At 72.3% G+C, this 23,187-nt stretch carries 19 protein-coding genes; 5 read left to right on the top strand and 14 right to left on the bottom strand.

Features of this window, described 5'->3' with window-relative positions:
• Positions 1-215 precede the first annotated feature (215 nt).
• The 5 genes from BW982_RS15900 to BW982_RS15880 all read right to left on the bottom strand — a co-directional run bounded on the left by BW982_RS15900 (position 216) and on the right by BW982_RS15880 (position 5,629).
• Entirely contained in the window at positions 216-1,184 is a 969-nt protein-coding gene (locus BW982_RS15900; RefSeq protein WP_076494969.1) for a LacI family DNA-binding transcriptional regulator, read from the bottom strand.
• A gap of 210 nt (positions 1,185-1,394) precedes the next feature.
• Positions 1,395-1,961: an SIS domain-containing protein gene (locus BW982_RS15895; RefSeq protein WP_076494967.1), complete on the bottom strand. Its 567-nt coding sequence runs from the start codon at positions 1,959-1,961 to the stop codon at positions 1,395-1,397.
• Positions 1,962-1,989: 28 nt separating this feature from the next.
• Complete coding sequence (locus tag BW982_RS15890; RefSeq protein WP_217693693.1) at positions 1,990-3,003, bottom strand: ABC transporter permease; 1,014 nt, start codon at positions 3,001-3,003, stop codon at positions 1,990-1,992.
• A 5-nt stretch (positions 3,004-3,008) separates the two neighbouring features.
• The gene (locus BW982_RS15885; protein WP_076494963.1) at positions 3,009-4,514 is read right to left on the bottom strand and encodes a sugar ABC transporter ATP-binding protein; all 1,506 of its coding nucleotides are present in this window, start codon (positions 4,512-4,514) and stop codon (positions 3,009-3,011) included.
• Between the two features lie 38 nt (positions 4,515-4,552).
• Positions 4,553-5,629 (bottom strand): sugar ABC transporter substrate-binding protein, encoded by a 1,077-nt coding sequence (locus BW982_RS15880; protein ID WP_076494961.1) that lies wholly within the window; start codon positions 5,627-5,629, stop codon positions 4,553-4,555.
• 238 nt (positions 5,630-5,867) lie between these two features.
• Between BW982_RS15880 and BW982_RS17965 the strand changes: the two genes are divergently transcribed.
• Positions 5,868-6,614: a GntR family transcriptional regulator gene (locus BW982_RS17965; protein ID WP_076495093.1), complete on the top strand. Its 747-nt coding sequence runs from the start codon at positions 5,868-5,870 to the stop codon at positions 6,612-6,614.
• 6 nt (positions 6,615-6,620) lie between these two features.
• On the opposite strand, the gene BW982_RS15870 is transcribed toward BW982_RS17965, so the two are convergent.
• The 8 genes from BW982_RS15870 to BW982_RS15835 form a co-directional block, all read right to left on the bottom strand.
• Positions 6,621-7,964 carry an FGGY-family carbohydrate kinase gene (locus BW982_RS15870; protein ID WP_175611130.1) on the bottom strand — a complete coding sequence of 448 codons (1,344 nt, stop codon included), beginning with the start codon at positions 7,962-7,964 and terminating at the stop codon, positions 6,621-6,623.
• A 68-nt stretch (positions 7,965-8,032) separates the two neighbouring features.
• On the bottom strand, positions 8,033-9,505 hold the full coding sequence (locus BW982_RS15865; RefSeq protein ID WP_076494957.1) for an FGGY family carbohydrate kinase: 1,473 nt from the start codon (positions 9,503-9,505) through the stop codon (positions 8,033-8,035).
• A gap of 49 nt (positions 9,506-9,554) precedes the next feature.
• On the bottom strand, positions 9,555-10,997 hold the full coding sequence (locus tag BW982_RS15860) for an FGGY-family carbohydrate kinase (RefSeq protein WP_076494955.1): 1,443 nt from the start codon (positions 10,995-10,997) through the stop codon (positions 9,555-9,557).
• Positions 10,998-11,003: 6 nt separating this feature from the next.
• A complete protein-coding gene (locus tag BW982_RS15855) occupies positions 11,004-11,840 on the bottom strand; it encodes a class II fructose-bisphosphate aldolase (RefSeq protein WP_076494953.1) in 837 nt (278 codons plus the stop codon).
• Between the two features lie 325 nt (positions 11,841-12,165).
• Entirely contained in the window at positions 12,166-13,557 is a 1,392-nt protein-coding gene (gene xylB / locus BW982_RS15850; protein ID WP_076494951.1) for a xylulokinase, read from the bottom strand.
• Positions 13,558-13,704: 147 nt separating this feature from the next.
• On the bottom strand, positions 13,705-14,892 hold the full coding sequence (gene xylA / locus BW982_RS15845; RefSeq protein ID WP_076494949.1) for a xylose isomerase: 1,188 nt from the start codon (positions 14,890-14,892) through the stop codon (positions 13,705-13,707).
• Positions 14,893-14,993: 101 nt separating this feature from the next.
• A complete protein-coding gene (locus BW982_RS15840; protein WP_076494947.1) occupies positions 14,994-15,890 on the bottom strand; it encodes an esterase/lipase family protein in 897 nt (298 codons plus the stop codon).
• Between the two features lie 134 nt (positions 15,891-16,024).
• Positions 16,025-16,510, bottom strand: coding sequence for a glutathione peroxidase (locus BW982_RS15835; protein WP_076494946.1), 486 nt, complete (start codon positions 16,508-16,510; stop codon positions 16,025-16,027).
• Positions 16,511-16,693: 183 nt separating this feature from the next.
• Here BW982_RS15835 and BW982_RS15830 point away from each other — a divergent pair, with 183 nt between their 5' ends.
• From BW982_RS15830 to BW982_RS15815, 4 genes are all read left to right on the top strand, one after another.
• The gene (locus tag BW982_RS15830) at positions 16,694-17,851 is read left to right on the top strand and encodes an ROK family transcriptional regulator (RefSeq protein ID WP_076494944.1); all 1,158 of its coding nucleotides are present in this window, start codon (positions 16,694-16,696) and stop codon (positions 17,849-17,851) included.
• 44 nt (positions 17,852-17,895) lie between these two features.
• A complete protein-coding gene (locus BW982_RS15825; RefSeq protein ID WP_076494943.1) occupies positions 17,896-19,149 on the top strand; it encodes a D-arabinono-1,4-lactone oxidase in 1,254 nt (417 codons plus the stop codon).
• 163 nt (positions 19,150-19,312) lie between these two features.
• Complete coding sequence (locus BW982_RS15820) at positions 19,313-20,512, top strand: nucleotidyltransferase family protein (RefSeq protein WP_076494942.1); 1,200 nt, start codon at positions 19,313-19,315, stop codon at positions 20,510-20,512.
• Positions 20,509-21,837 (top strand): O-antigen ligase family protein, encoded by a 1,329-nt coding sequence (locus tag BW982_RS15815; protein WP_076494940.1) that lies wholly within the window; start codon positions 20,509-20,511, stop codon positions 21,835-21,837. The genes BW982_RS15820 and BW982_RS15815 overlap by 4 nt, the downstream gene beginning before the upstream one ends.
• Here the strand turns inward: BW982_RS15815 and BW982_RS15810 are convergent.
• Positions 21,789-23,003 carry a hypothetical protein gene (locus tag BW982_RS15810; RefSeq protein ID WP_076494939.1) on the bottom strand — a complete coding sequence of 405 codons (1,215 nt, stop codon included), beginning with the start codon at positions 23,001-23,003 and terminating at the stop codon, positions 21,789-21,791. The genes BW982_RS15815 and BW982_RS15810 overlap by 49 nt on opposite strands.
• Positions 23,004-23,187 lie beyond the last annotated feature (184 nt).

Genomic DNA, 23,187 nt, shown 5'->3' with positions numbered 1-23,187 from the left:
TCTCCTTCGACTCTGTCGGTGGCGGGTTCGCTGGTCATGTTACCGGTAACATCGCGCGTTGGCGAGAGGCGGATGCCACTGCCCCCGCCGTGCGCGTGCCGGACTCCGGAGATTTCGAGCGGGCGGGCAGGCCGGTGCGCGGTTTTCCGCAGGACACGCGGGCGAATGGTGCCGAATCTCCGGAGTTTCGCACGGGGCACAGCCCCCTCCCCGCGTCAGCGCGGCGGGGCGGTCGATTCCCGAACGACGAGGATCGGCTCCGCGGGACGCGTCGGCTCTTCGCCCAGCACCGTCGCGACGGCTTCGGCGGCCTCGCCCTCAACATCGAGGCGCACCGTGGTGAGCGCGGGCGTGTAGAAGGCGGCATCCGGATTGTCGTCGAAACCGGTGACCGAGACATCGGCGGGAGCTCGGATGCCGCGCGCGGCGAGTCCGGCCACGAGGCCGAGCGCCATCTGGTCGTTGGCGACGGCGACGGCGGTGGCTCCCGCGCGGACCGAGGCGGCGACGAGATCCGCGACCGCCGCTCCGGAGGCGGCACTCCAGTCCCCCTCGACGCGGCCGACGCGCTCGAGCCCCCGGCCATTCACGACATCGGCGACGCCGGCGGTGCGCGACAGGGCCTCGCGCCAGTCGACGGGGCCGGCGACCTCGACGATGCGGCGATGCCCGAGGTCGGCGAGATGCGTCACGATCAGCGCAGCCGCGGACCGCTGCCGCTCGCCCGACGCACCGTACAGCGGCACGAGGGGCACGTCGTAGCCGCTGAGGGGCGTCTGGGTGTGGGCCGCGACCAGCACGATCCCGTCGACACCCTGATCGAGCAGGTGCTCCACCGCCGCGTGCACGGCGGCGGGGTCGTCGGACGCGGTGTACGCGGTCGTGATCCAGCGACCCCGCGCCCTGGCAGCGCGCTCGAGCGCGGCGATGCCCGCCGAGGGTCCGTGCAGCGAGGCGTCCGACGCGACCACGCCGACCGTCCGCGTGCGACTGGTGCCGAGGGCGCGGGCGGCGTTGTTCACCCGGTAGTCGAGGGCGGCGACCGCGTCGAGCACGCGCTGGCGGGTGGAGTCCCGGATGCCGGGGAAGTCGTTGAGCACGCGCGACACCGTCTGCGCGGACACCCCCGCACGGGCGGCGACGTCGCGCACCCCCGCGCGCCTCGGGCCGCCCGTGTCACTCATGGTCCTTCACAGTAGCGGCGCGCGGCCGCTCCGCCGCTCCCGCCGTTCCCCCGCGCCGAAAACGCCGAGACTGCATCCGACCGACATCTCCACTGCAGCGTGCAGTGGATTCGTCAGGCGGATGCAGTCTCGTGGTCTCCAGTGGACCCGCGCCCCAAGACCGGATGCCCCGGCTCCGTGGGGGAACGGAACCGGGGCATCCGGGATCGCTTACTCGAAGTTGCGGTGGCGGGCGACGAGGTCCTCGAACTTCGCGCCGGTGCGACGGACGAGCATGAGGTACAGCACGTCCCAGAAGATCCAGAGCGACTGCTCGAAGAGGCTCCCCATCGCTTGGATGGTGGGCACCAGACCGCTGGGGTCTTCGGCACCGTAGGTGTGGGCGGGCACGGTCAGCACGATGTCGGCGAGCTGCGCGGTCGGGCCGTCGGGGACGGCCGTGGCCACGAGCAACGTCGCGCCGGTCTTCTTGACCTGCTCGGCGATGTAGTGCAGGTGCGGGATGTTCGCCGGCCCCGAGGGCATGATGAACAGGTCGTCCGCGGTGACCGCCGGCGTGGTGTCGTCCCAGCCCCAGTGCACGGTCTTACCGAAGTGGGTCAGCCGCATCGCGAACGCCTTCGACCCGAGGCCCTCGCGGCCGATGCCCAGCACGAAGATGCGCGGGTGCTTCTCGAGCGCGTCGAGCGCGGCCTCGATGTTCTCCTCGGGGACACGGCGGAACACCTCCCCGAGTTCCGCGACGACGGTCGAGCTGATCTCCTGGAATTCCGACATGAGCGGGTCCTTTCTTTCGTCTACCGGGTCAGCGCGTGCTCGTCCGGCCACCCCAGCGGCCGACCAGCAGCGCGAGGAGGATGACCGCGCCGTACACGGCGTTGATCCAGAAGGTGGGGACGCCCGCGAGCGTCAGCACGTTGGTCAGGGTACCGAGCAGCAGCACGCCCATGAGCGCTCCGACGATGCGCCCCTGTCCGCCGTTGAGCTGCACGCCGCCGATGACGGCCGCGGCCAGGGCGCTGAAGATGAGGTTGTCGCCCATGCCGCTGGTGACCGAGGCGAGGCGCCCGGCGAGCATCATGCCGGCGAAGGCGGCGAGGGCGCTGGCCACGACGAAGGCGGTGATGAGCACGGCATCCACTCGGATGCCGGCGGCCCGCGCCGCGTCGGCGTTGCCGCCGATGGCGTAGAGCGCGCGGCCCCAGGCGGTGTAGCGCAGCACGAGCGCGGCGACGAGGAACAGGATGCCGGTGATCCAGATCGCGGCGGGGATGCCGGCCCACCGGGCCGAGCCGACGTAGCGGAACGCCTCGGGCAGACCCGCGAGCGTCTTGCCCTGGCTGACGCCGAGCGTGATGCCGCGCAGCAGGATCAGCATCGCGAGCGTCACGATGAACGGATCGAGTTTGACCTTCACCACCAGGAACCCGTTGATCAACCCGATGACCACGCCGATCGCGAGGGTCACGAGGATCGCGAAGCCGGGGCCGATCTCCGACCCGAGCCCGCCCGTCACGGCCGGAACCATGAGCCACGCGGCGACCATCGGGGCCAGGCCCACGGTGGATTCGAGCGAGATGTCGAGCTTGCCGGTGATGAGGATGAAGGTCAGACCGATCACGACGATGCCGAGCTCGGCCGACTGCCGCAGGATCAGGGTGAGGTTGGCCGCCGACAGGAACGCGGGGCTGACCACCGCACCGACGATGGCGACGATGATGAGGCCCGGCAGGACGCTCAGCTCGCGGACGTTCTTCACGACCGTGCGCATCACGGGGTTGGTCGCGGGGGCGGGGGTTCGGACGACGGTGGTTCGCACGGTGTTCACTCCAGGCCTTCGATGGCTCGAACGATGTCTTCTTCGGTGGGGTCGGCGAGCTCGGCCGAGATCCGGCCCTCGCGCATGATGAGGACGCGGGAGCTGACCAGCAGCTCCTCGACGTCGTCGGAGATGAGGATGACGGCCACTCCGTCGGCGAGGGCGCGCAGCATGAGCCCGTAGATCGCGTCCTTGGCGGCGATGTCGACTCCGGCCGTGGGCGAGATGAGCACCAGCACTCGGGGCTTGCGGGCGAGGGCGCGGGCGAGCACGACCTTCTGCTGGTTGCCGCCGCTGAGCCCGGACACCGCGAGGGAGGGATCCGGCGGCACCAGGGCGACGTCGGAGATGAGCTCGCGCGACAGGGCGGTCTGCTTCCGCGGCGAGAACACGCCCGCCGGGGCGAGCTGGTCCATGATGCCCATGGTCATGTTCTCGGCGACGCTGAGCTGGGGCACGTAGCCGTCGCGGTGACGGTCGGCGGGGACGAACCCGATGCCGGCGCGCTGGCTGGCCTTGACGTCGCCAGTGCGGATCGGAGACCCCGCGACGACGACCTCGCCCGACGCGAGTCCGCGGAGCCCCGCGATCGCCTCGCCGACCGAGTACTTCCCCGAACCGCCGACACCGCCGATGGCGACGAGCTCGCCCGGGGCGACCGAGAGGGTGATGTCGGTGAACGCCCCCTCCTTCTCGCTCGCCGACCGCAGCTGCAGCGCGGGTGCGGCATCCGTGGCCGCCGCGATGCTCTCGGCGCGGTGCCGGCGCTGCTCCTGACCGGCGAGCAGGGCTTCGACGAGGTCGTCGGAGCGGATGTCATCGCCGGTCCGCGACCACAGCAGCTTGCCGTCGCGCAGCACCGTCGCGGAGTCGCAGATGGCCGTGACCTCGCGGAGGAAGTGCGACACGAACACGAACGTCACGCCCTGCTGCTGCAGGTCCTGCACCTTGTCGAACAGCCGCCGGATGGCGGCGCCCTCGAGCTGGACGGTCGGCTCGTCGAGGAGCACGATGCGCGTCCCGGCCTCCAGCGCCTTGGCGATGGTGAGCATCTGCCGCTCCTCGATGGGAGCGTCCGAGAGCAGCATCTTCGGGTCGAGGCGGATGTTCCACTCGTCGAGGATCCGCTCGGCCTCGGACTGCATCCGCTTCCACGACACGCGCGCCCCGGTGGTGGGCAGCCGGCCGGCGAAGAGGTTCTCGGCGATGGTGAGGTTCGCGAACACCGAGGGCCGCTGGTACACGCAGGCGACGCGCTGCTGCCAGGCCTTGGGGTCGGATGCCGGGGGCGCGGCTTCGCCGAAGAAGCTCACCGTGCCGGTGTCCGGGGTCTCGAGTCCCGTGATCATGCGCAGGAGCGTGGACTTGCCGGCGCCGTTGCGGCCGATCAGTCCGTGCACCTGTCCGGGGAGGATCGAGACGGAGACGTCCTGCAGGGCCTTCGTCGCACCGTAGGTCTTGCTGACGCCGTCGATCTGGATGGCGGGCACGGTGGTCGTAGGTGTGGTCATGACGTCTCCGTCTCGAGGGGTGTCGTGGTGTGGCCGGATTACTTGGTCGCGCCGAACGCGTCGAGGGCGAACTGCTTGTTGCCCCACAGGTTCGGGTCTTCCACGTTGTCCTTGGTCACGACGGGCGTGGGCAGCAGGTCGACGAGGTTGCCGTTGCGCTCCTCGATGGTGCTGCCGTGGTCGGTGGGGCCGGCCGTGAACGTCTCGCCCTTGATCGCCCGGGTGAGGTAGTCGACGCCGTAGTCGATGTAGTCGGTCATCGGCTGTGCGACGGCGGCATCCAGCCATCCGTCCCGGATCGCGGTCATCGCCATGGGGCTGGCGTCGACGGAGACCTGCACGATGTGGCCGGGCTGTCCGGCGGCGACGAGCTTGCCGGCCGACTTCAGCGTGTCGAGGATCGTCGGGAAGAAGGTCGCGTCGCTCTGGTTGTAGATGCCCGCGACGTTGCCGTACTGGTTCAGCGCGGTCTCGATCCCGGATGCCGCCTTGGCGGGGTCCCACTCGGTGGCGACGTTCACGAGCTTGACGCCGGGGTACTTCGCCTTCATGCAGTCGTTGAAGCCGTTCGTGCGGTCGCGGCCGTTGGAGGTGACCGGGTCGCCGTCGAGGGTGACGACGACGGCGTCGGCGGCGACGCGCTTGCCCATCTCCTCGCACGCGAGCTCGCCCATCTGGACGTTGTCGGCGCGGACGATCATGGCGATCTTGCCCGAGGCGGGCGCCTCGTCGATGGCGACGATCGGGACGCTGGAGTCGTTGGCGTACTCGATGGCCGGGACGATGGCGTCGGCGTCGCCGACGGAGATGACCAGGCCCTTGGCGCCCTTGTTGATCAGCGTCTGGATGTCGGTGATCTGCTGTGCGGCGTCACGGTCGGCGTTGGTGGCCGGGATCGTGGCGTAGCCGAGCTCGGCGAAGCGCTCCATCGAGCCGACGTTCTCGGCGTTCTGGAAGGGGTCGGTGTGCGGCTGCGAGTAGCTCAGCGGGGTGTCGGCCGGGCTCAGGTCGCCGCCTCCGGCGCCGGAGTCGGTCGAGGCCGCGCCGGAGCAGCCGGCGAGGAGCAGGGCGCCCGCGCCGAGGAGCGCGAGTCCGGTGATGGGTGAAGTTCGCATGCGTACTTCCTCTCTGAAGTGCAGAAGCCTCTGGGGCCGGTGGCGTTTCGGGATGCAGGACCGAAGCCCTGCACGTATCGTACGTGTTGTACGTACAGAATGTACAGCGCGAATCGAAAACTCTGCCGCGGCGACCCGAAACGTGACGATACGGTTCGGGTATCCGCACCGTCTGTACAGTCGGAACCAAACGTACGACGGAACGCGCGACGATGCGCACGACGACGAGGAGAATCACGTGGCGCACACGATCGAACGGGTCTCCCCCGTGCCGTACTACGAGCAGCTCTTCGAAATCCTGCGAGAGCGCATCTCCCAGGGCGACATCGCCGAGGAGGAACGCCTTCCCAGCGAACTCGAGCTGTGCCGCGAATTCGGACTGTCGCGGGCCACCGTCCGACAGACCCTCACGAAGCTCGAGAACGAGGGCTACGCGCACCGCATCCCGCGGCGCGGCGTCTTCGCGAGCGTGCCGGGCCAGACCGCGGGGTGGACCGTCCAGGAGGGATTTTTGGAGTCGCAGCTCCGGCACGGGCGCACCGGCATCTCGACCGCCGTGGTCGGCACCGGCTATGTCACCCCCGAGCCCCACGTCGCCGAGGCGTTGCGCACCGGCGCGGGCGAGCAGGTGTTCGCGCTCGACCGGGTCAGATCGCTCGACGGCACCGTGGCGATGTTCAGCACGAACTGGTTCCCGCGAGAGGTCGGCCGCTCCATCGAATCCGACCCGGGTGTCCTCGACGGCTCGGCCTCGCTGAACGGCCACCTGCGGTCGGCCGGCTTCATCACCAGCGGCGCGCAGCGCGTGATCCACGCCCTGCCCGCCCCGCCCGAGGTGGCGGAGCACCTGCGCGTCGGCGCCGACCACCCCGTGCTGCGCGTCCGGTCCCTGTCGTGGGCCGCGGACGGCACGCGCTTCGACTACTACGAGACCTGGGTGCTCACCGACGTCATTCCGCTCGAGGTGAGCGTCGCCGCCAGCTGAGCGGGGTCAGCCCAGCATCCCGGTCGCGAACCCGCCGAGGGCGTCGATCGGATCCGGATGCCACCCGCGCGCCGTCGCGGCGAGCAGGGCCGCCCCGACGGCCGTGACCTCGGGCTCGAGCACCGGCACCGCGGGAGCGCCGTTCACGGCCGACTTGATCGCGATCCACCCGGGCGAGCGCACCCATCCGCCCGCGACGCGCACCTCGCGCCACCCGCCCAGGTCGCGCGCGACGGCGTCGATCGCCTCGCGCCCCGCGACCGCGAGCGCGCCCAGGACCGCGGACGCGCGCGCACGCGGGTCGCTCGGCGCGTCGGGCGCATAGGCGGGCTCGCCTCCGCCGCGCTCTCCCGGGAGGAACCATCCCGAGTCCCACAGCGGCGACGGCGCCACGCGCCCGATGAGCAGATGCCGGATGCCGCGTGCGACGTCGGGGTCGCGCGAAGCCCATTGGACGTTGCGCGCGAGTTCCTCCACGCGCAGCAGGGTGCTGCCCGAGGAGCGGATGCCGGGGGCGACGTCGACGTGGTCGGCCCCGCGCCTGCGCTCGGTGGGCGACTGCGCCACGACCACCTCGGCGGTCCCCATCGAGTCCAGGATCGCCCCGGGAACCATGAGGTCGACCCCCCAGCCGCCGATCGGGTGATCGTGACCGCCGGCGACGGCCACGGCATCCGGAGCCACGATCCCCGCTGCGCGCAGCGACGGGGACGAGACCTCGCCGACGATCCCGCCCGTGGGCACCACCGGCGGCAGCAGCGCCGCATCGCCGAGGGCCAGGTCCACGCGATCCATGTCCCAGGCGCGGTCGCGGCTGCGCCATGCCGCGGTCCGCGGGGCGAGGGTGTCGCTGAGGAAGGGACGGCCGGTCCACAGCACCGACGGGAGGTCGGTGAGCGCGATCCAGGCCGCCGCACGATCCGCGCCCGGCTGCGCGCGCGCCCACCGCCAGCCGACCAGCGACCTCACCGGATCGGTGTCGACGTCGAAGGTGTCGTCGCCGTGGAGATCGGGACGGATCCGTCGGAACTCGTCCTGACGGCGCGGGTCGAACCACGGCAGTGCGGGGGTGACGGGCGTGAGCTCCGCATCGACGAGCACGCCGTCCTCGCCGATGCCCGCCACGCACAACGCGTGCAGCTCGCGCCCGCCCGCGCACACCTCGACGACCATGTCCTCGATCGCGGCGACCAGATCGACGGCGTCGATCGCGAGGTCTCCCCCGGCGCGCCGGGTCGGGCGACTGGCTCGGGCGACGACCGCACCCTCCCGGGCAAGGGCGACGACCTTGGTGTTGGTGCTGCCCACGTCGATGCCCACCGCCACCGGCACTCGCGAACGAACGGACACCGTCGGACCCTTCCGTGCTCGACCGAGGAGCCGCGTCGGCCCTCTCTCCGACCCTAGCGAAGGAGGATTCAGACCGGCGCCGAGACGCCCGACGACGATGCCGCGACCTCGACGGGGGCGGGCACGACGTATCCCAGCGCGACCTGCGCGTCGTGGTGCTGGCGCCGGATCTGCGGTGCCGGCGGCGCCGGCGGAACGTCCTCGGTGCGCACGGCCCACGCGGGGAACGCCCCGGTGAGGGCGACGGCCGCCTGCATCGCCGCCCCCTTCGCGACGTACTCGTCGGGCGTGGGCACGAGGATCGGCAGGCTCACGAGTTCCGCGAGCACCCGCTGGACGGCGGGATTCTTCGCCGCACCGCCGATCACCAGCAGACGTCGCGCCCGCACACCGCAGCCCTCGAGCGCGTCGAGCATCGCGACCTGGCTCGCCACCGTCCCCTCGACGATCGCGCGCGCGAGGTTGGGACGCGTGAAGTTCGTGAGCGTCGCGCCGAGCACGGCGCCGCGCGCGTGCGGGAGGTCGGGGGTGCGCTCCCCCTCGAAGTACGGCAGCAGCGTCAGACCGCCCGCCCCCGGCTCGGCCGACAGCGCGAGGTCGGCCAGTTCGTCGTGCGTGCAGCCGAGGATCTCGGCACCGACCTGCAGGTTCCGCGCCGCGTTGAGGGTCGCCACGATCGGGAGGTGGACGCCGGTCGCATCCGCGTAGTTGCAGACGTAGCCCGCGTAGTCGTGGACCGGGAGCGCGGTGCGCGCGTAGACCACTCCGGAGGTGCCGAGGCTGAGCACGGCATCCCCCTCCTCGAGCCCCAGGGCGAGGGCGGCGGCGGCGTTGTCTCCGCTGCCGACGCCGATCGGGATCCCCTCCGGGATGCCGGGGAGCCCCGGCCCCGTCCGACCCGCGGTCGCGCGCGGTCCGAGCACCGCCGGCAGCACGACGTCGTGCCCGAGCGCGTGGACCACGAGATCGCGCTGGTACTCGCCGGTCTCCGGCGACCAGTACCCGGTGCCCGAGGCCTCGGACCGGTCGGTGACGAGCGCCTCGACGTCGCCCGTCCCGGGGCCGTGCCCCGGCAGGCGCCAGGTCAGCCAATCGTGCACGACCGCGATCGCGGCGGTGCGGGCGGCGGCATCCGGCTGCTCGTCCCGCAGCCAGCGGGCCTTCACCACCGTGTCCGACAGCGACAGCGGCAGACCGGTGCGCCGGATCCACGTGTCGCGGCCCAGCTCGGTGTTCAGCGCCACCATGTGCGGGTGCGAACCGAGGTCGTTCCACAGCGGTGAGGGTGCGGTGGGCACGCCCTGCGCGTCGAGGAAGATCGGCGTGTGCTGCTGACCGCTCACGGAGACCGCGAGGACGTCGTCGAGCCCCCCGGCCGCGCGGACGGCCGCCAGCAGCGCGTCCCACCAGACCTCGGGGTCGACGATCGTCTGCGAGGGGTGCGGAGCCGACCCCTCCCGCACGGATCGCCCGGTGTCGAGGTCGCGCACGGTGACCTTGCAGCTCTGGGTGGACGAGTCGATTCCGGCGACGAGCCTCATTGCCACGCCTTTCGTTCGGAGGGGCGGGAGCGCCGCGCCACACCGCGGGTCATGCGGGCATCTCGCTCAGATGGGCCCATCGGGCCGCGGTCCGCGCGCGCCAGGAGACGAGGGCGGCGGCGCGCCCCGCGTCAGGCGGGACGTCGCGCGGCTCCGAGGCGCTCCAGGGAAGACGGATGCCGTGCGCCAGGGCCTGCGCTCCCCGCGAGACGACCTCGGGGAAGCCCGCGACGCTCAACGGGACGCCGAGGTAATCGGCCTTGAGCTGCAACCACAGCGGATTCGCGCTCGCCGGCCCGATGACCTTGACCCGTTCGAGGTCGAGGTCGAACAGCTCCCACACCTCGGCGAACTGGCGGACCATGCCGAGGAAGCACGCGAGCACGAGCTCGACGGCGGTCGTGTCGGTCTGCACGCCCGCGATCGCTCCGCGCGCGGTGGCGTCCTTGCGCGGCGGAGGGCTGCCGCGGAACTGGGGCAGCACCAGGGGGAGCCGATCGAGGTCGACGACGCCCGTGATCCAGTCGCGGTGCGCGCGGGCGACGAGCGCGGCCAGCTCCTCCGAGTCGCGATCGAGGAGCGTGCGCAGGGTCGCGAAGGCGGAACCGCCCGTGGGGATCGACGCGAACAGGGTGAACCCCTCGCCGTCGCAGGCCAGCCCGCCGGCGACCTTCGTCGCCGCGGTCCCGGCATCCAGGCGCGGCGTGCGGAGCAGCGCGAGGACGCCCTCGGTCGTCCCGGTGGAATCGAGCATCTCGCCGGGCCGCAGGTCGGCACCGGCACCCCCGACCATGTGGTCGTGTCCGGCGACGTGGACCGTGACCTCGTCGAGTCCCCACGCGCGCGCGGTCGCCGGGTCCATCGCGACGCCGTCGGCGGCGGTACGCAGCGGCGGGAACACGCTCGGGTCCACCCCGAACAGTCCGCACACCTCCCGCGACCAGCGCCGACCGACGAGATCCAGGGCCATCGTGCGGCTCGCCAGCGAGGGTTCGGCCCACCGCCGCCCGGTGAGGAGCGCGGCGAGGTACTCCGAGACGTTGAGCCACTGCGCGGTGGCCGTCGGGCGCTCGGCGTTCGCAAGCGCCCAGGCCACCTTCGACAGCGCGTAGTTGGCGTTGACCGGCAGCCCGGTCACTGCATAGATCCGGGCGCGATCGGCATCCGACAGCCCGGCGAGCAGATCCGCGCCGCGGTGGTCGTGCCACAGGATCATCGGCGAGACGAGCGACAGGTCGGGGTCCACGAGCCCGCCCGACTCCCCCACGCCGGCGATCGAGATGCACTGCACACCGCGCCGCGCGTCGGGTGTCAGCGCGTCGACGAAACCGCGCACGGCATCCATCACCGCGACCGTGTCGTACACCTCGCCCCACGCGTCGCGCCGGGTGGGCGTGACGCAGCGGTCGGCGGCCTGGAGGCCGCCCTCGGCGTCGAACAGGCAGAGCTTGATGCTCGTCGTGCCGATGTCGACCGTGATCGTGGGGGTCATGGGGGATCAGACCGAGGGGTTGAGCATGCGGATGCGGCGCTCGACCACGTCGGTGATCGCGGCGACCGCGTCGAGCGAGACGCGGATGAGCGAGTTCTCGTTCGGGTTGGCCGCGTAGGCCTCGCCGAACGACCGGATCATGGCGTTGCGGAGGTCGCTGGCGACGTTGACCTTGACGACGCCGAACTCGGCGAGCCGGCCGAGCTGCTCGGCGGGGAGGCCGGAGCCGCCGTGGACCACGAGCGGCACGGGGCTCTGCTCGCGCACGCGGGACAGGAGGTCGAAGTCGATGCGCGCGTTCGGCGCGTACCCGTGCACGTTGCCGACCGAGACGGCGAGCATGTCGCACCGGACCGCCGCGACGAACTCGGCCACCTGGGCGGGGTTCGTCGTGCTCGCGAACTCGGGGGCGACGTCGTCCTCCTTGCCGCCGATGCTGCCGAGCTCGGCTTCGAGGGCGACGTCCACTCCGCACATCTCGCGGGCGCGGGCGGAGATCGCGACGTTCTCGGCGAACGGCTCCTCGGAGGCGTCGATCATGATGGACGTGAAGTCGGCCGCGAGCGCCGCTTCGACGGCGTCCAGCGACTTGCCGTGGTCGAGGTGCAGCGCCACCGGCACGGAGCAGTCGGCGAGGCGTCGGGCGACGGTGTCGTAGATGTACTCGTAGCCGGACAGTTTCACGTTGGTCGGTGCGACCTGGATGAAGGTCGGCACGCCTACTCGCTCGATGGCGTCGACGATGCCCATCGTCGTCTCGATGTTCGTGGTGTTGAACGCTCCGGCGACCAGCCCGCGGGCGGTGCACTCTCGGACGACCTCGTGACCGCTGACCAGTGCCATCGGCTTCCTTCCGTTGACGGCGAAGGAAGGCGCTCAGCCGATGGGGCTCCCCGCGGCCTTCCGTGAGCGAGCCGTGCCCGCCTCGGTGTCAGCGTAATACGTAACGTCCATATCGTCCAGTCTGTACGTACAACCCGCGGTGGCCTCCCGCGCGGCGGGCGATCCGCCCCCGCACGCAGTGCACCGCTCGCACTGCACCGCACACGCTGCGCCGCGGGCGCACGAAAGACGCCGAGACGGCATCCGACCGACATCTCCACTGCAGCGTGCAGTGGATTCGTCAGGCGGGTGCAGTCTCGGCGTCAGGAGGCCGGCGTGTGCGGCGTCACTCCCGCGCGCGGAGCGCGGCGACCTCGTCGTAGCGGGAGCGGATGGCCGGACGGAAATCGGGTTCGACGGTGCGGGCCGTGGCCACCGTCCAGTCGACGGGGCCCCCGGCGAGCACGCCCGCGGCCTGGCGGGCGGCACCGAGCGCCACGTACTCCCCCGCGGCGGGGACCACGATCTCGGCGTCGAACACCTGCGCGGCGATCCGCGCGACGGCCTCGTTCGCCGCGGCACCGCCGATGAGCAGCACGCGGCGCACCTCGACGCCCTGCGCCTGGATGGCCTCGAGCCCCACGGCCAGACCGCTCAGCATGCCCTCGATCGCCGCGCGGGCGAGGGTCGGTCGGTTCGTGGATGCCAGGGTCAGGCCCGTCAGCGACGCCTTCGCGTGGGGCAGGTTCGGGGTCCGTTCGCCCTCGAACCAGGGCACGAGCACGACGCCGTCGGCGCCCGGCTCGGCCTGCAGCGCCAGCGCGCCGAGCTCGTCGTGCGAGACGCCGAGGAGCCCGGCGAACGCGTCGAGCACGCGGGCCGCGTTGAGCGTGGCGACGAGCGGCAGGAACCGGCCGGTGGCATCCGCGAACCCGGCGACGGCGCCGGAGGTGTCGCGCACGACATCGTCGGTGACGGCGAACACCGTGCCCGAGGTTCCGAGCGACACCACGACGTCACCGACTCCCGCACCGAGGCCCAGCGCCGCACCGGCGTTGTCGCCGGCCCCCGGACCGACCAGTGCCCCACCGGCCAGCGCCCCGGCGCTCTCCCACGGCTCGAGCACGCGCGGCAGCACCGCGTCGTGCCCGAGCGCGCGCTCCAGCAGCTCGCGGTCGTAGCCGTCGACGCCCCAGTAGGCGGTGCCCGAGGCGTCCGAGCGGTCGGTGGTCAGCTCCGCGAAGTCGGCGTTTCCGGGACCGAAGCCCCGCAGGCGCCACGTGAGCCAGTCGTGCGGCAGTGCCACGGCAGCGACGCGCGCGGCGTTGTCGGGTTCGGCATCCCGCAGCCACCGGAGCTTCGTCGCGGTGAAGGATGCGACGGGCACGACGCCGGTGCGTTCGGCGTACGCCTCCGCGCCGACCTCGGCGATGAGGTCGCTCGCCGCCTGCGCGGAGCGGGTGTCGTTCCACAGCAGCGCGTCACGGATGACGCGCCCCTCGGAATCGAGCACGACCATGCCGTGCTGCTGGCCGGCGATCGAGACCGCCGCGACGTCGTCGAGGCCGCCCGCCTGGGCGATGGCATCCTGGAGCGCGCTCCACCACGCCTCGGGGTCGACCGACGTCCCCGCCGGGTGCGACGCGCGTCCCTCGCGGACCACCCACCCGGTCTCGGCGTCCACGACGACGACCTTGCACGACTGCGTCGACGAGTCGACTCCCATGACGAGCGCCATGCCCACTCCTTCTCTTCGCGCCGCAGCGGTGCGGCATCCCGTTCAGTGTCCAAGACACGCCGTCTCACGCGGGGGCGATGCGGCGTGTCTTGGACACTCGACGGAACGAGGGGCCTGGATGCCTCGGCATCCAGGCCCCTCTCGGGTTCAGCGCGCGCCGAGCAGGTGCTCGGTGGCGAGCTGCTGCAGACGGACGAAGCCGAAGCCCTTGCCGCCGAGGTAGACGTCGGTGTCGAAGTCCTCGTACGCCGAGCGGTCGGCGAGGAGGTCGTCGTACGATTCGCCCTCGTTCAGCGTCGGCTGCGCGAGCTCGAGCACCTTCGCGGCCTCGAGGGCCTCCTGCACCTCGGGGTCGGCGCGGAAGGCCGCGGCGCGCTCCTTCAGCAGCAGGTAGGTGTTCATGTTGGCCGAGACCGAGTCCCAGACGCCCGACTCGTCCTCGGTGCGCGAGGGCTTGTAGTCGAAGTGACGGGGGCCGTCGTACGCGGGCACGCCGCCGGGGCCGCCGTTCTCCAGCAGGTCGACGAGCGCGAAGGCGTTGTGCAGGTCGCCGTGGCCGAACACGAGGTCCTGGTCGTACTTGATGCCGCGCTGCCCGTTGAGGTCGATGTGGAACAGCTTGCCGTGGTACAGCGCCTGGGCGATGCCGGCGGCGAAGTTCAGACCCGCCATCTGCTCGTGGCCGACCTCGGGGTTCAGGCCCACGAGCTCGGGGCGCTCGAGCGAGTCGATGAACGCGATCGCGTGACCGAGGGTCGGCAGGAGGATGTCGCCGCGGGGCTCGTTGGGCTTCGGCTCGATGGCGAAGCGGATGTCGTAGCCCTTGTCGGTGACGTAGTCGCCGAGGAGGTTGACGGCCTCGCGGTAGCGCTCGAGCGCCTGGCGAATGTCCTTCGCGGAGTCGTATTCGGCGCCCTCGCGGCCGCCCCACATGACGAACGTCTTCGCGCCGAGCTCGGCGGCGAGGTCGAGGTTGCGCAGCACCTTGCGGAGGGCGAAACGACGCACCTGGCGGTCGTTGGAGGTGAAGCCGCCGTCCTTGAAGACCGGGGCCGAGAAGAGGTTGGTGGTGACCATCGGGGTGATGATGCCCGTGGCATCCATCGCGCCCTTCAGACGGTCGATCTGGGTCTGACGCTCGGCGTCGGTCGAGCCGAAGGCGAACAGGTCGTCGTCGTGGAAGGTCAGGCCGTAGGCACCGAGCTCGGCGAGCTTCTCGACGACGTGGACGACGTCGAGCGGCTTCCGGGTCGGGCCGCCGAACGGGTCGGTGCCGTTGTAGCCGACGGTCCAGAGGCCGAACGAGAACTTGTCGTCACGGGTGGGGGTGGGCATTCCTGCTCCTTCGCATGGATGCGCACGGTGGATCGCCGCCGCACGGGGTTTTGTTGGTTCTCACAACATATACCCCGGATGCCGCGGCGTCCAGCCCCGTGTCAGACCCCGAGCGCTCCGTCCACGACGGCGAACACCGCGGGGTCCCACGTCAGCGCGCGTTCCCACGGAAGACCGAACGCGTCGGCGAAGAAGATGCTGTGCACGTGGTCGGGGAACGAGTGCCGCTCGACCGCGGGCAGGACCGCGGCGGGCACCTCGTCGGCGCGTCCGCTGATCATCGACACGAGGCCGTCGTGCGGCCACAGCTGCACCGGCTCGGTCGCCGCGGCGAAGTAGCCGGCGCCGACCGCGGTCACCGGGATGCCGTCCAGAACCCCCGCCTGGGCGTCGTTCCAGTTCCGCAGGAATCGCCGCGACACCTCGGCCGCGGCGCCCTGGGAGTTGGCATCCGCGTACGGACGCGCCTCGGCGAAGATCTTCGACGTCGCCGGGTCGCCGTGCGCATCGGCCTCGGTGATCTCGTCGTCGAGGAAGTCGCCCAGCACCGAGCCGTCCCAGGGCGTGCCGAGCGTGACGAGCCGCTCCACGCGCGGGCCGTCGGCACCGAGCTCGCGGATCGCGGCGCGCGAGAACAGCCCGCCCATCGAGTGGCCGACGAGCGCGACGGCGGCGACGCCCTCCTCGGCGGCGAGGTGCCGCAGGAATCCGGCGAGCGCGACACCGGCGTCGTCGACGCGTCCGACGGCGTTGATCGTGACCTTCGCGGGCAGCACCACCGGGACGTCGGAGAAGCCCTGCCAGCCGGCATCCTCCCGCACCTCTCCGGCGCCGATGCGGGCCGGGGCCGTGAAGACGCGGATGCCACGGTCGAGCAGATGCGCGCGGAGGGCGGTCATCGTGTTGCCCGCCGCGAGCCCGGTCGCCGCGGCGTGCTGCGGGTCGGTGTAGGGGGTGACGGCGGCACCGCCGGAGACGAGGACCACGGCATCGATCATGCGCTCAGATTATCGATCCGCCACTCTCGCCCGTGCCGCCCGTTGAGTGTCCAAGACACGCGGATGCCATCGCGCGCGGTCCGCGTGTCTTGGACACCGGAACTCGACCGACGGACGCCCGCCGGGCGCGCGCGTCAGTTCGGCAGCGCCTCTTCGATCGCGGAGACGACCTCGGGGGCGTCGGGCAGCGTGCGGGGGCTGAAGCGCACGACGCGACCGTCGGGGAACACGACGAACTTCTCGAAGTTCCACGAGATGCGGCCCTTCTTGCCCTCGGCATCCGGAGTCTGGGTGAGCTCCTGGTAGAGGGGGTGGGCGTGGCGGCCGTTGACCTTGACCTTCTCGGACATCGGGAAGGTGACGCCCCACGTCGCCGAGCAGTACTCCGCGATCTTCTCCTCGTCGCTGAGCTCCTGCAGGAACTGGTTGCTGGGGAAGCCGATGACCGTGAAGCCGCGGTCGGCGTACTTCTTGTGCAGCGCCTCGAGCGCTTCGTACTGCGGCGCGAGCCCGCAGCGCGAGGCGACGTTGACGACGAGTGCGGCCTTGCCGTCGGTGAGGGCGCCGAAGGTGGTCTGCTCGCCGCGGATGGTGGTGATCGGGATGCCGGAGAGGTCCATGCTCCGATCCTGGCACCGGGTGTTATGCGTGGGCTCCGATTGCCGATAAACGGCATCTGCGGCGATAAACGCCCTCTCCCGCCGTTTCCCGCCGCGGATCGCGTTTATCGCGTGGATCACGGCGCCAGGATGACGCACCCGCCGCCGACAGCGACGACCCCGCCGTCATGGCACAGTGGTCGGATGGTCACCGCGAGCAGGGGCGACGGCATGCGCCGCGCGAACCTCGCGCTCGTGCTGCGCACCGTGCACCGCGAGGGACCGCGCTCGCGCGCCGCGCTGACCGAGGCGACCGGCCTCAATCGCTCGACGATCGCCGATCTCGTGGGCGAGCTCGTGGGCGACGGCCTCGTCGTCGAGCGCGCCCCCGATCCGGTGGGCCGCGTCGGCCGCCCCTCGCCGACGGTCGCCCCGGATCCGCGGGTCGTCGCGATCGGCGTGAACCCCGAGGTCGACGCTCTCGACATCGGCGCCTTCGCCCTCGACGGCGCCGTCGTCGCCCGCGAGCGCCTCCCCCAGACCGCGCTGCTCACACCCGAACGCACCGCCGAGATCGTCGGCGAGCGCGTGGGCGCCTGGCGTCGCGGCCTCCTGCGCGGCCTGCGCCCCGTGGGCGTGGGCGTCGCCGTGCCCGGCCCCGTCCGCGCCGCCGACGGCCTCGTCCGCACCGCCCCGCACCTGGAGTGGACGGATGCCGCGATCGGGGCCCTCGTCACGGACGCGACGGGGCTGCCGGCCCGCGTGGGCAACGACGCCGCCCTCGGCGCGTTGGCCGAGTACCTCTTCGGCGCAGCCCGCGGCGCGCACGACGTCGTCTACCTCAACGGCGGTGCGAGCGGCATCGGCGGCGCGGTCATCGTCGGGGGGACGCCGCTCGGCGGCGCCGGGGGGTATGCCGGGGAGTTCGGACAGAACCGGCCCGGGATCGTGGATGCCGCCGACCGCCGCGCCCTCGACGGCGTGCTCGAGGACGAGGTGAGCCGCGCGCGGCTGCTGGCGGCCCTGCGGCTCGACGCCGTCGACGACTCCGTGCTCGCCGAGGCCCTGGCATCCACCGACGATCCGGAGGCGCACGCCGAAACGGCACGCCAGCGACGCATCCTCGCCACGGCGCTCGCGAACGCCGCAAACGTCCTCAATCCCGCGGTGATCGTGCTGGGCGGGTTCCTCGCGACCCTCGCGGCACTCGATCTGGACGGCCTCGACACCGCCGTACGCAGCCAGACCATGCCGGCCTGCGCCGAGGACCTCCGCCTGCGCGTCGCCGAACTGGGCCAGAACCGCCTGCTCGTGGGGGCCGCCGAGGCGGTCTTCGAGGCGGAGCTCTTCCCCACGCCCTGAGTCCGGGAGCCCGAGCGGGGTTCCCGCGCGGCAGGATGGACCGCATGACGCACACCCGCTCCTCCGGCACGAACTGGTCGGGGAACCACCGCTACCGCGCGGCCGAGACGCTGCTCCCCGCCGACCTCGACGGGCTCGCGGCCTCGATCGCGGGGGCGGAGTCGCTGCGTGTGCAGGCCACCCGGCACACGTTCAACGACGTCGGCGACACCGACGGGGCGCTGATCTCGCTCGAGGACCTGCCCGCGCGGATCGAGGTCGACGGCGACCGCGTCCGTGTCGAGGGGCTGGTCACGTTCGCGCAGCTCGCTCCCGTCCTCGAGGGCCAGGGGCGTGCGCTCCACAACCTCGGGTCGCTCCCCCACATCTCGGTCGCCGGCGCCGCCGCGACCGGCACCCACGGCTCCGGGATCCGCAACGGCAACCTCTCCAGCGCCGTGACCGCGCTGGAGATCATGGATGCCGACGGCCGCACGCACCGCGTCGACCGCGACCACGCGTGGTTCCCGGCGGCCGCGCTCGGTCTGGGCGCGTTCGGTGTCGTCACGGCCGTGGAGCTGCACACCGTCCCCACCTACACCGTGACCGCCGAGGCCTACACGGGCGTCGCGTGGGACGACATCGTCGCCGATCCGCGGCGCCTGTTCGCCGGCGCCTACAGCGTCAGCGTCTTCACGACCTGGGGCGATCCCGCACACGACCTCGTCTGGGTCAAGACGACGGATGCCGATCCCGAACCCGGCTACGTGACCGCCCTGGGCGGCCGTCCGATCGGCGCCGACCTGCATCTCGGACGCATCCGCACGGTCGGCAACACCACGGAGCGCGGGACGCCCGGGCCGTGGCACACGCGCCTCCCGCACTTCCGCGCCGAGGCCCTCCCCAGCGACGGCGACGAGATCCAGTCCGAGTACTTCGTCCCCCTGGATGCCGCGACCGAGGCTCTCGCGGCGGTGCGCGCCGTGGCATCCACGATCGATCCCGTGCTGCTCGTGACGGAGCTGCGGACGGTCGCCGCCGACGATCTGTGGCTGAGCCCCGCGTTCCAGCGCGACGTCCTCGCGATCCACTTCACCTGGCGCAACGACAACGCCGGGGTCGCGGCGGTGCTGCCGACGATCGAGGCAGCCCTCGCCCCGTTCGAGCCCCGACCACACTGGGGCAAGGCGTTCACGATGCCCGGCGGGACGATCCGCGCGACCCTCCCCCACGCCGCCGACTTCGTCGCGGCGGCACGCGAGGCCGATCCGCGCGGGGTCTTCTGGAATGCGTTCCTGGAGCGCACGCTCGGGGCGTAGGTCAGGCGTGCGGCGCGCCGCGGGTGACCGGGAGCGCTCCGGCGCGGACGCACCGGGTGATCTCGGCTCCGGCTTCCGCCGGAACCACGCGGGCACGGCCGCCCTGCCAGGAGGCGCGGGAGCGACACTGTGAGGTCGCCCCACCGCGCCCCCAGGAGAGCCCATGCCTTCGTCCCCCCTCCTCGAGGGCTGGATGCCGACCGCCTTCGGCGCCCTCGACATCGCCGGGGAACCGGGTTTCGCCGCCGAGGCCGAGATCCTCCTCGTCCCGGCACAGCCCGGGCCCGCGCTCTGCCTCGTCTCGCACGGCGCGCACCTCTGGCGGCGACTGGTCGAGGAGGGCCCGCTCCCGGCCGCCGCGTTCGACGACGCCGACCTCGACGTGCTGGCGCAGTGGCGCACGCTGGGCATCGTCGCGTTCGGGGCGGACCACCCCGCGCGGATGCGTCGCCTGAGCCGCCCCGTCCTGTCGTCGCCCCTGCACGAGCTCGTCTACGCGGTGACGATGAACGTGGCCGCCGGACTCGGCATCCGCACCGTCTTCATCAAGGGGCCGGCGCTGCGCAGCCAAGGGCTTCGCGAACGCGAACACTCCGCGGACGTCGACGTCTGGTGCGACCCCGCCCGCACGGGGGAGCTGGCCGAGGCCCTCGCCGAGTGGGGCTGGCGCCGATCCCCCGATCCGTGGTCCGGAACGCCGGTTCCCCACAGCACGACGATGAGTCCCACGTCCTGGGGATGCGAGATCGACGTCCACCGCCGCGTCCCGGGTCTCACGCTCGACGATGCCTCCGCGTTCGAGGCCGTCTCCGCCTCGTGCGTGACCACGGAGTACGCGGGGACCCTCGTCCGGATCCCGACCGCCGACGTGCACGCGGTCCTCGCCGCGGTGAACGCCGTCCGGCCGGCGATCGGGGGCCGCGGGCGTCCCGCGGAGGCGACGGCGGCGGCCGTGCGCATGCTCACCGCGGCCGACGGCTCCCTCGACCGCGCCCGCGAGCTCGGGGCGGTCTCCGCGCTGCGGGACGAGCTGACCGAGGCGTTCGGTGCCGAATCCACGGCCGGATCCGCGATCCTCGTCCCGCGGGACTGGCAGTGGCGCGGACGCCCGGACACGGCGCACGCGTATCTGGCGGCGCTGCGGAGCCTGCCGATCTCCGACCGCCCCCGCGTGATCCTCCGCCTATTGTGGCCCGACGACGAGGTCGCCCTCGCGTCGGCCCGGCGCGCCGGCGACCCCACCGACGATCCGGGCCGCGCGCGCCTGCGTCGGCTCCTGCGCGGCCTCCGCGAGTGGGGACGCGGGCGTCGCGATCGGTTGCCCGCGTCCCCGACGCCGCTCACCGAGAGGACGCCCCGATGATCGGGCCTCTCGTGCTCATCGTGGGCTGCGTGGTCAGCGTCTGGGGCGTTCTGCGGGCCCCGGCCGCGTCGGCGCCGGCGCGTGCGGTCTCCGCGATCATCGTGATCTCCACCCTGATCCCGGTCGGGTCGGTGCGTGATCAGACGATGGCGATGGCGGCGCTCGCCACGATCATCCTGCTGAGTCTCTTCGCGTGGGGGCGGCGCGAGGCGGCGAACCCGGGGCCTCCGCTCTGGGGTGCCGTGCTGTTCGCCGCGTTCGGCGTCTGGCTGATCCTGCGCATCCTCGGCCAGTTCTCTCCCGCGGCCACCCTGCTGCAGGTGGGGATGCTCGCCTCAGCGATGGCTCTGGCCTTCGTCGTCCCGCTCCTGCGGGCGGAAGACCTTCGCACCGTGGCCGACACGTTCCTGTGGCTCATCCTCGCGCACACCGCGTACGCCGCTCTCGAGCAGACCGGCACCGTCGATGCGATCTGGCCGCTGCGGGTCGAGTCGCTCGAGAAGATCGACGACCGGGCCAACGTCCTCCTCCCCGCGCTGACCGGCCGTTCCCAGAGCACCTTCGGGCACCCGATCCCATTCGCGGTGTTCGCGAGCGTCGCCGCGCTCGTCCTGTTGCACGCCACGGCGCAGACCCGACGCCCGCGGTACGCGGGCGGGGTGGTCGTCGCAGCGGTCGCCCTGGCCCTGTCGGGCACCCGGAGCGCCGTCGTCGCCGTGCTCGCCGCCCTCGTCGCGTACGGGCTCGCCAACCTGCGGTGGCGACGACTGCTGGCCATGATCGCCGCGGCGGGGATCTTCGGGATCATCGCGCTCTTGGTCGACCTGCCGACGCTCCTCGCATTGGACGGTCGGTTCGAGTCGTCCGTGTCCTACATCCACCGCTCACTCGTGGTCGGCTCGTGGGACGCGTTGTGGGCGCGCGGAGAGGCCGCGGTCGTGTTCGGCTCGGGCGCGGGCGGGAGTGCCGAACTCTTCCGTGCGGGGATCGTGCGGGGGGCGAGCAACCTCCTCTACTTCGACAACGCCTACGTCTCCCTGTTCGCGCTCTCCGGGCTCGTCGCCCTCGTCCTGTTCTGCGCGGTGCTCGCGCGCTCCCTGTTCGGCGGCGCGTTGGCGATCGGCGGGGCCACGTTCATCGCGGTGATGGGTTTCTCCTTCGACGAGCAGCAGTGGCAGATCGTCCTCGTCCTGCTGGCCTTCTGCGCCCTGGTCCCCCGCGCGTTCGGCACGGTGTCGCGTCGCGGCGCCGGTCTCGAGGGGGTCGACGGCGCGGGTCACCGCGGGTCGGGCGCGCGGCGCGCGACGATGACCGCGGAGACGTAACCGACCACGCTCACCCCCTCGACGACCGCCAGCGCCCAGGGGATACCCGGGGCGCCGAGGCCCGCGACGAGGGGGAACGCGGCGCCGGCGCCGCAGACCAGGCCGGCGGCATCCGAGAGGAGCACCCATCCCGTGCGCGCGCGGGGGACGAGGATGTTGCGCACCAGCGGGGTGCCCACCGAGACGAAGAAGAAGGCGACGGCGTATCCGCGGAAGAAGTCGGGAGGGGATGCCACGTGCGCACCCCAGAGCACGCCGGTCGTCCAGGGGCCGAGCACCGCGAGCCCGAGCGCGCCGCCCACACCGAGAGCGCCGTGCAGCACGAGCGCGACACGCTGTCGACGGCCGCGACCGCCCCGCTCCAGCACCCAGTTCTGCAGGGCGTCACCGAGCGCCGAGACGCTGAAGAGCGAGTAGCGGTACAGGCGGTCGGCCGAGGCGAGGAAGGCCACCGAACCGGTCGCACCGACGAGCGTCGCCGCCGGCACCGGGGCCGCCGATCGGACACCGGCGAGCATCAGGACACCGGCGCCGGGGGCGCTCGTCCGCACCGCCGCGCGGAGCGCCGTCGCACCCGGCCAGGGCGGGATCGACCACGAGAAGTACCGCCGATGGAAGACGGTCAGCGCCACCACGATGCCCCCCACGATGGCGGCCGGGTACCACGACGGCTCCCGCGTGACCGCGACCAGGCCGGCACCGACGGCGAGGGACAGCATCCGCGGGAACACCTCGAAGCCGGTGATGAGGCGCGCTCTCCCCACGCCGATGGCGTACCACGTCATGGACAGCCCCGACATCGCGGCCGCGACGCACATGAGTGCGGCGAGCCCTCCGGTGCCGCCCGGGGACGTCACCACCGAGAGCGCCACCGCGGCCGGCGTGACCACGCCGAACACGCCGAGCCGCAGCCACCACGACGACGCGTAGGTCGTCCGGCGACCGTGCTCGCTCGGGGTGAGGGCCACGGCGGGCGGGCCGACGACCTGCCAGCCGAACATCGTCGCCGCCGTGGCGAAGGACCCGATCGCCTGACCGATGTTCAGCGCCGCCCACTGATCCAGCGTCGAGGCACGGGAGACGACGCCCAGCAGGAGCAGGGGCGCGAGCGAGGCGAGGAGGGGGAGCGAGCCGAAACCCAGGAGACGAGCGAGGAGGACCTTCATGCGGATGCATCGTGCGGGCCGGGGATCACCGTGCGATCCTGTCCGGGCGTTCCGTCGGTCGGCGGCCGCACGAGCTCCGCATCAGCGAGGCGACATCCCTGCATTACGCAGGTGATTCCACGGGTGAACGGGCGGCCGGGCCGCACGAGGGGCGTCCGGGGAGGGACCGCGCCGAGCCGCGACG

The organism is Microbacterium sp. RURRCA19A (assembly GCF_900156455.1).
Taxonomy (GTDB): domain Bacteria; phylum Actinomycetota; class Actinomycetes; order Actinomycetales; family Microbacteriaceae; genus Microbacterium.
The sequence above is the reverse complement of the archived record's forward strand: the minus strand, read 5'-3'. Positions and strand labels throughout refer to the sequence as shown.

What these genes read in the sequence shown, in the direction of transcription:
- BW982_RS15900 (WP_076494969.1), bottom strand. Translation starts at nt 1,184, where the DNA reads ATGAGTGACACGGGCGGCCCGAGGCGCGCGGGGGTGCGCGACGTCGCC.
- BW982_RS15895 (WP_076494967.1), bottom strand. Translation starts at nt 1,961, where the DNA reads ATGTCGGAATTCCAGGAGATCAGCTCGACCGTCGTCGCGGAACTCGGG.
- BW982_RS15885 (WP_076494963.1), bottom strand. Translation starts at nt 4,514, where the DNA reads ATGACCACACCTACGACCACCGTGCCCGCCATCCAGATCGACGGCGTC.
- BW982_RS15880 (WP_076494961.1), bottom strand. Translation starts at nt 5,629, where the DNA reads ATGCGAACTTCACCCATCACCGGACTCGCGCTCCTCGGCGCGGGCGCC.
- BW982_RS15865 (WP_076494957.1), bottom strand. Translation starts at nt 9,505, where the DNA reads ATGAGGCTCGTCGCCGGAATCGACTCGTCCACCCAGAGCTGCAAGGTC.
- BW982_RS15860 (WP_076494955.1), bottom strand. Translation starts at nt 10,997, where the DNA reads ATGACCCCCACGATCACGGTCGACATCGGCACGACGAGCATCAAGCTC.
- BW982_RS15855 (WP_076494953.1), bottom strand. Translation starts at nt 11,840, where the DNA reads ATGGCACTGGTCAGCGGTCACGAGGTCGTCCGAGAGTGCACCGCCCGC.
- xylB (WP_076494951.1), bottom strand. Translation starts at nt 13,557, where the DNA reads ATGGCGCTCGTCATGGGAGTCGACTCGTCGACGCAGTCGTGCAAGGTC.
- xylA (WP_076494949.1), bottom strand. Translation starts at nt 14,892, where the DNA reads ATGCCCACCCCCACCCGTGACGACAAGTTCTCGTTCGGCCTCTGGACC.
- BW982_RS15840 (WP_076494947.1), bottom strand. Translation starts at nt 15,890, where the DNA reads ATGATCGATGCCGTGGTCCTCGTCTCCGGCGGTGCCGCCGTCACCCCC.
- BW982_RS15835 (WP_076494946.1), bottom strand. Translation starts at nt 16,510, where the DNA reads ATGGACCTCTCCGGCATCCCGATCACCACCATCCGCGGCGAGCAGACC.
- BW982_RS15830 (WP_076494944.1), top strand. Translation starts at nt 16,694, where the DNA reads ATGGTCACCGCGAGCAGGGGCGACGGCATGCGCCGCGCGAACCTCGCG.
- BW982_RS15825 (WP_076494943.1), top strand. Translation starts at nt 17,896, where the DNA reads ATGACGCACACCCGCTCCTCCGGCACGAACTGGTCGGGGAACCACCGC.
- BW982_RS15820 (WP_076494942.1), top strand. Translation starts at nt 19,313, where the DNA reads ATGCCTTCGTCCCCCCTCCTCGAGGGCTGGATGCCGACCGCCTTCGGC.
- BW982_RS15815 (WP_076494940.1), top strand. Translation starts at nt 20,509, where the DNA reads ATGATCGGGCCTCTCGTGCTCATCGTGGGCTGCGTGGTCAGCGTCTGG.
- BW982_RS15810 (WP_076494939.1), bottom strand. Translation starts at nt 23,003, where the DNA reads ATGAAGGTCCTCCTCGCTCGTCTCCTGGGTTTCGGCTCGCTCCCCCTC.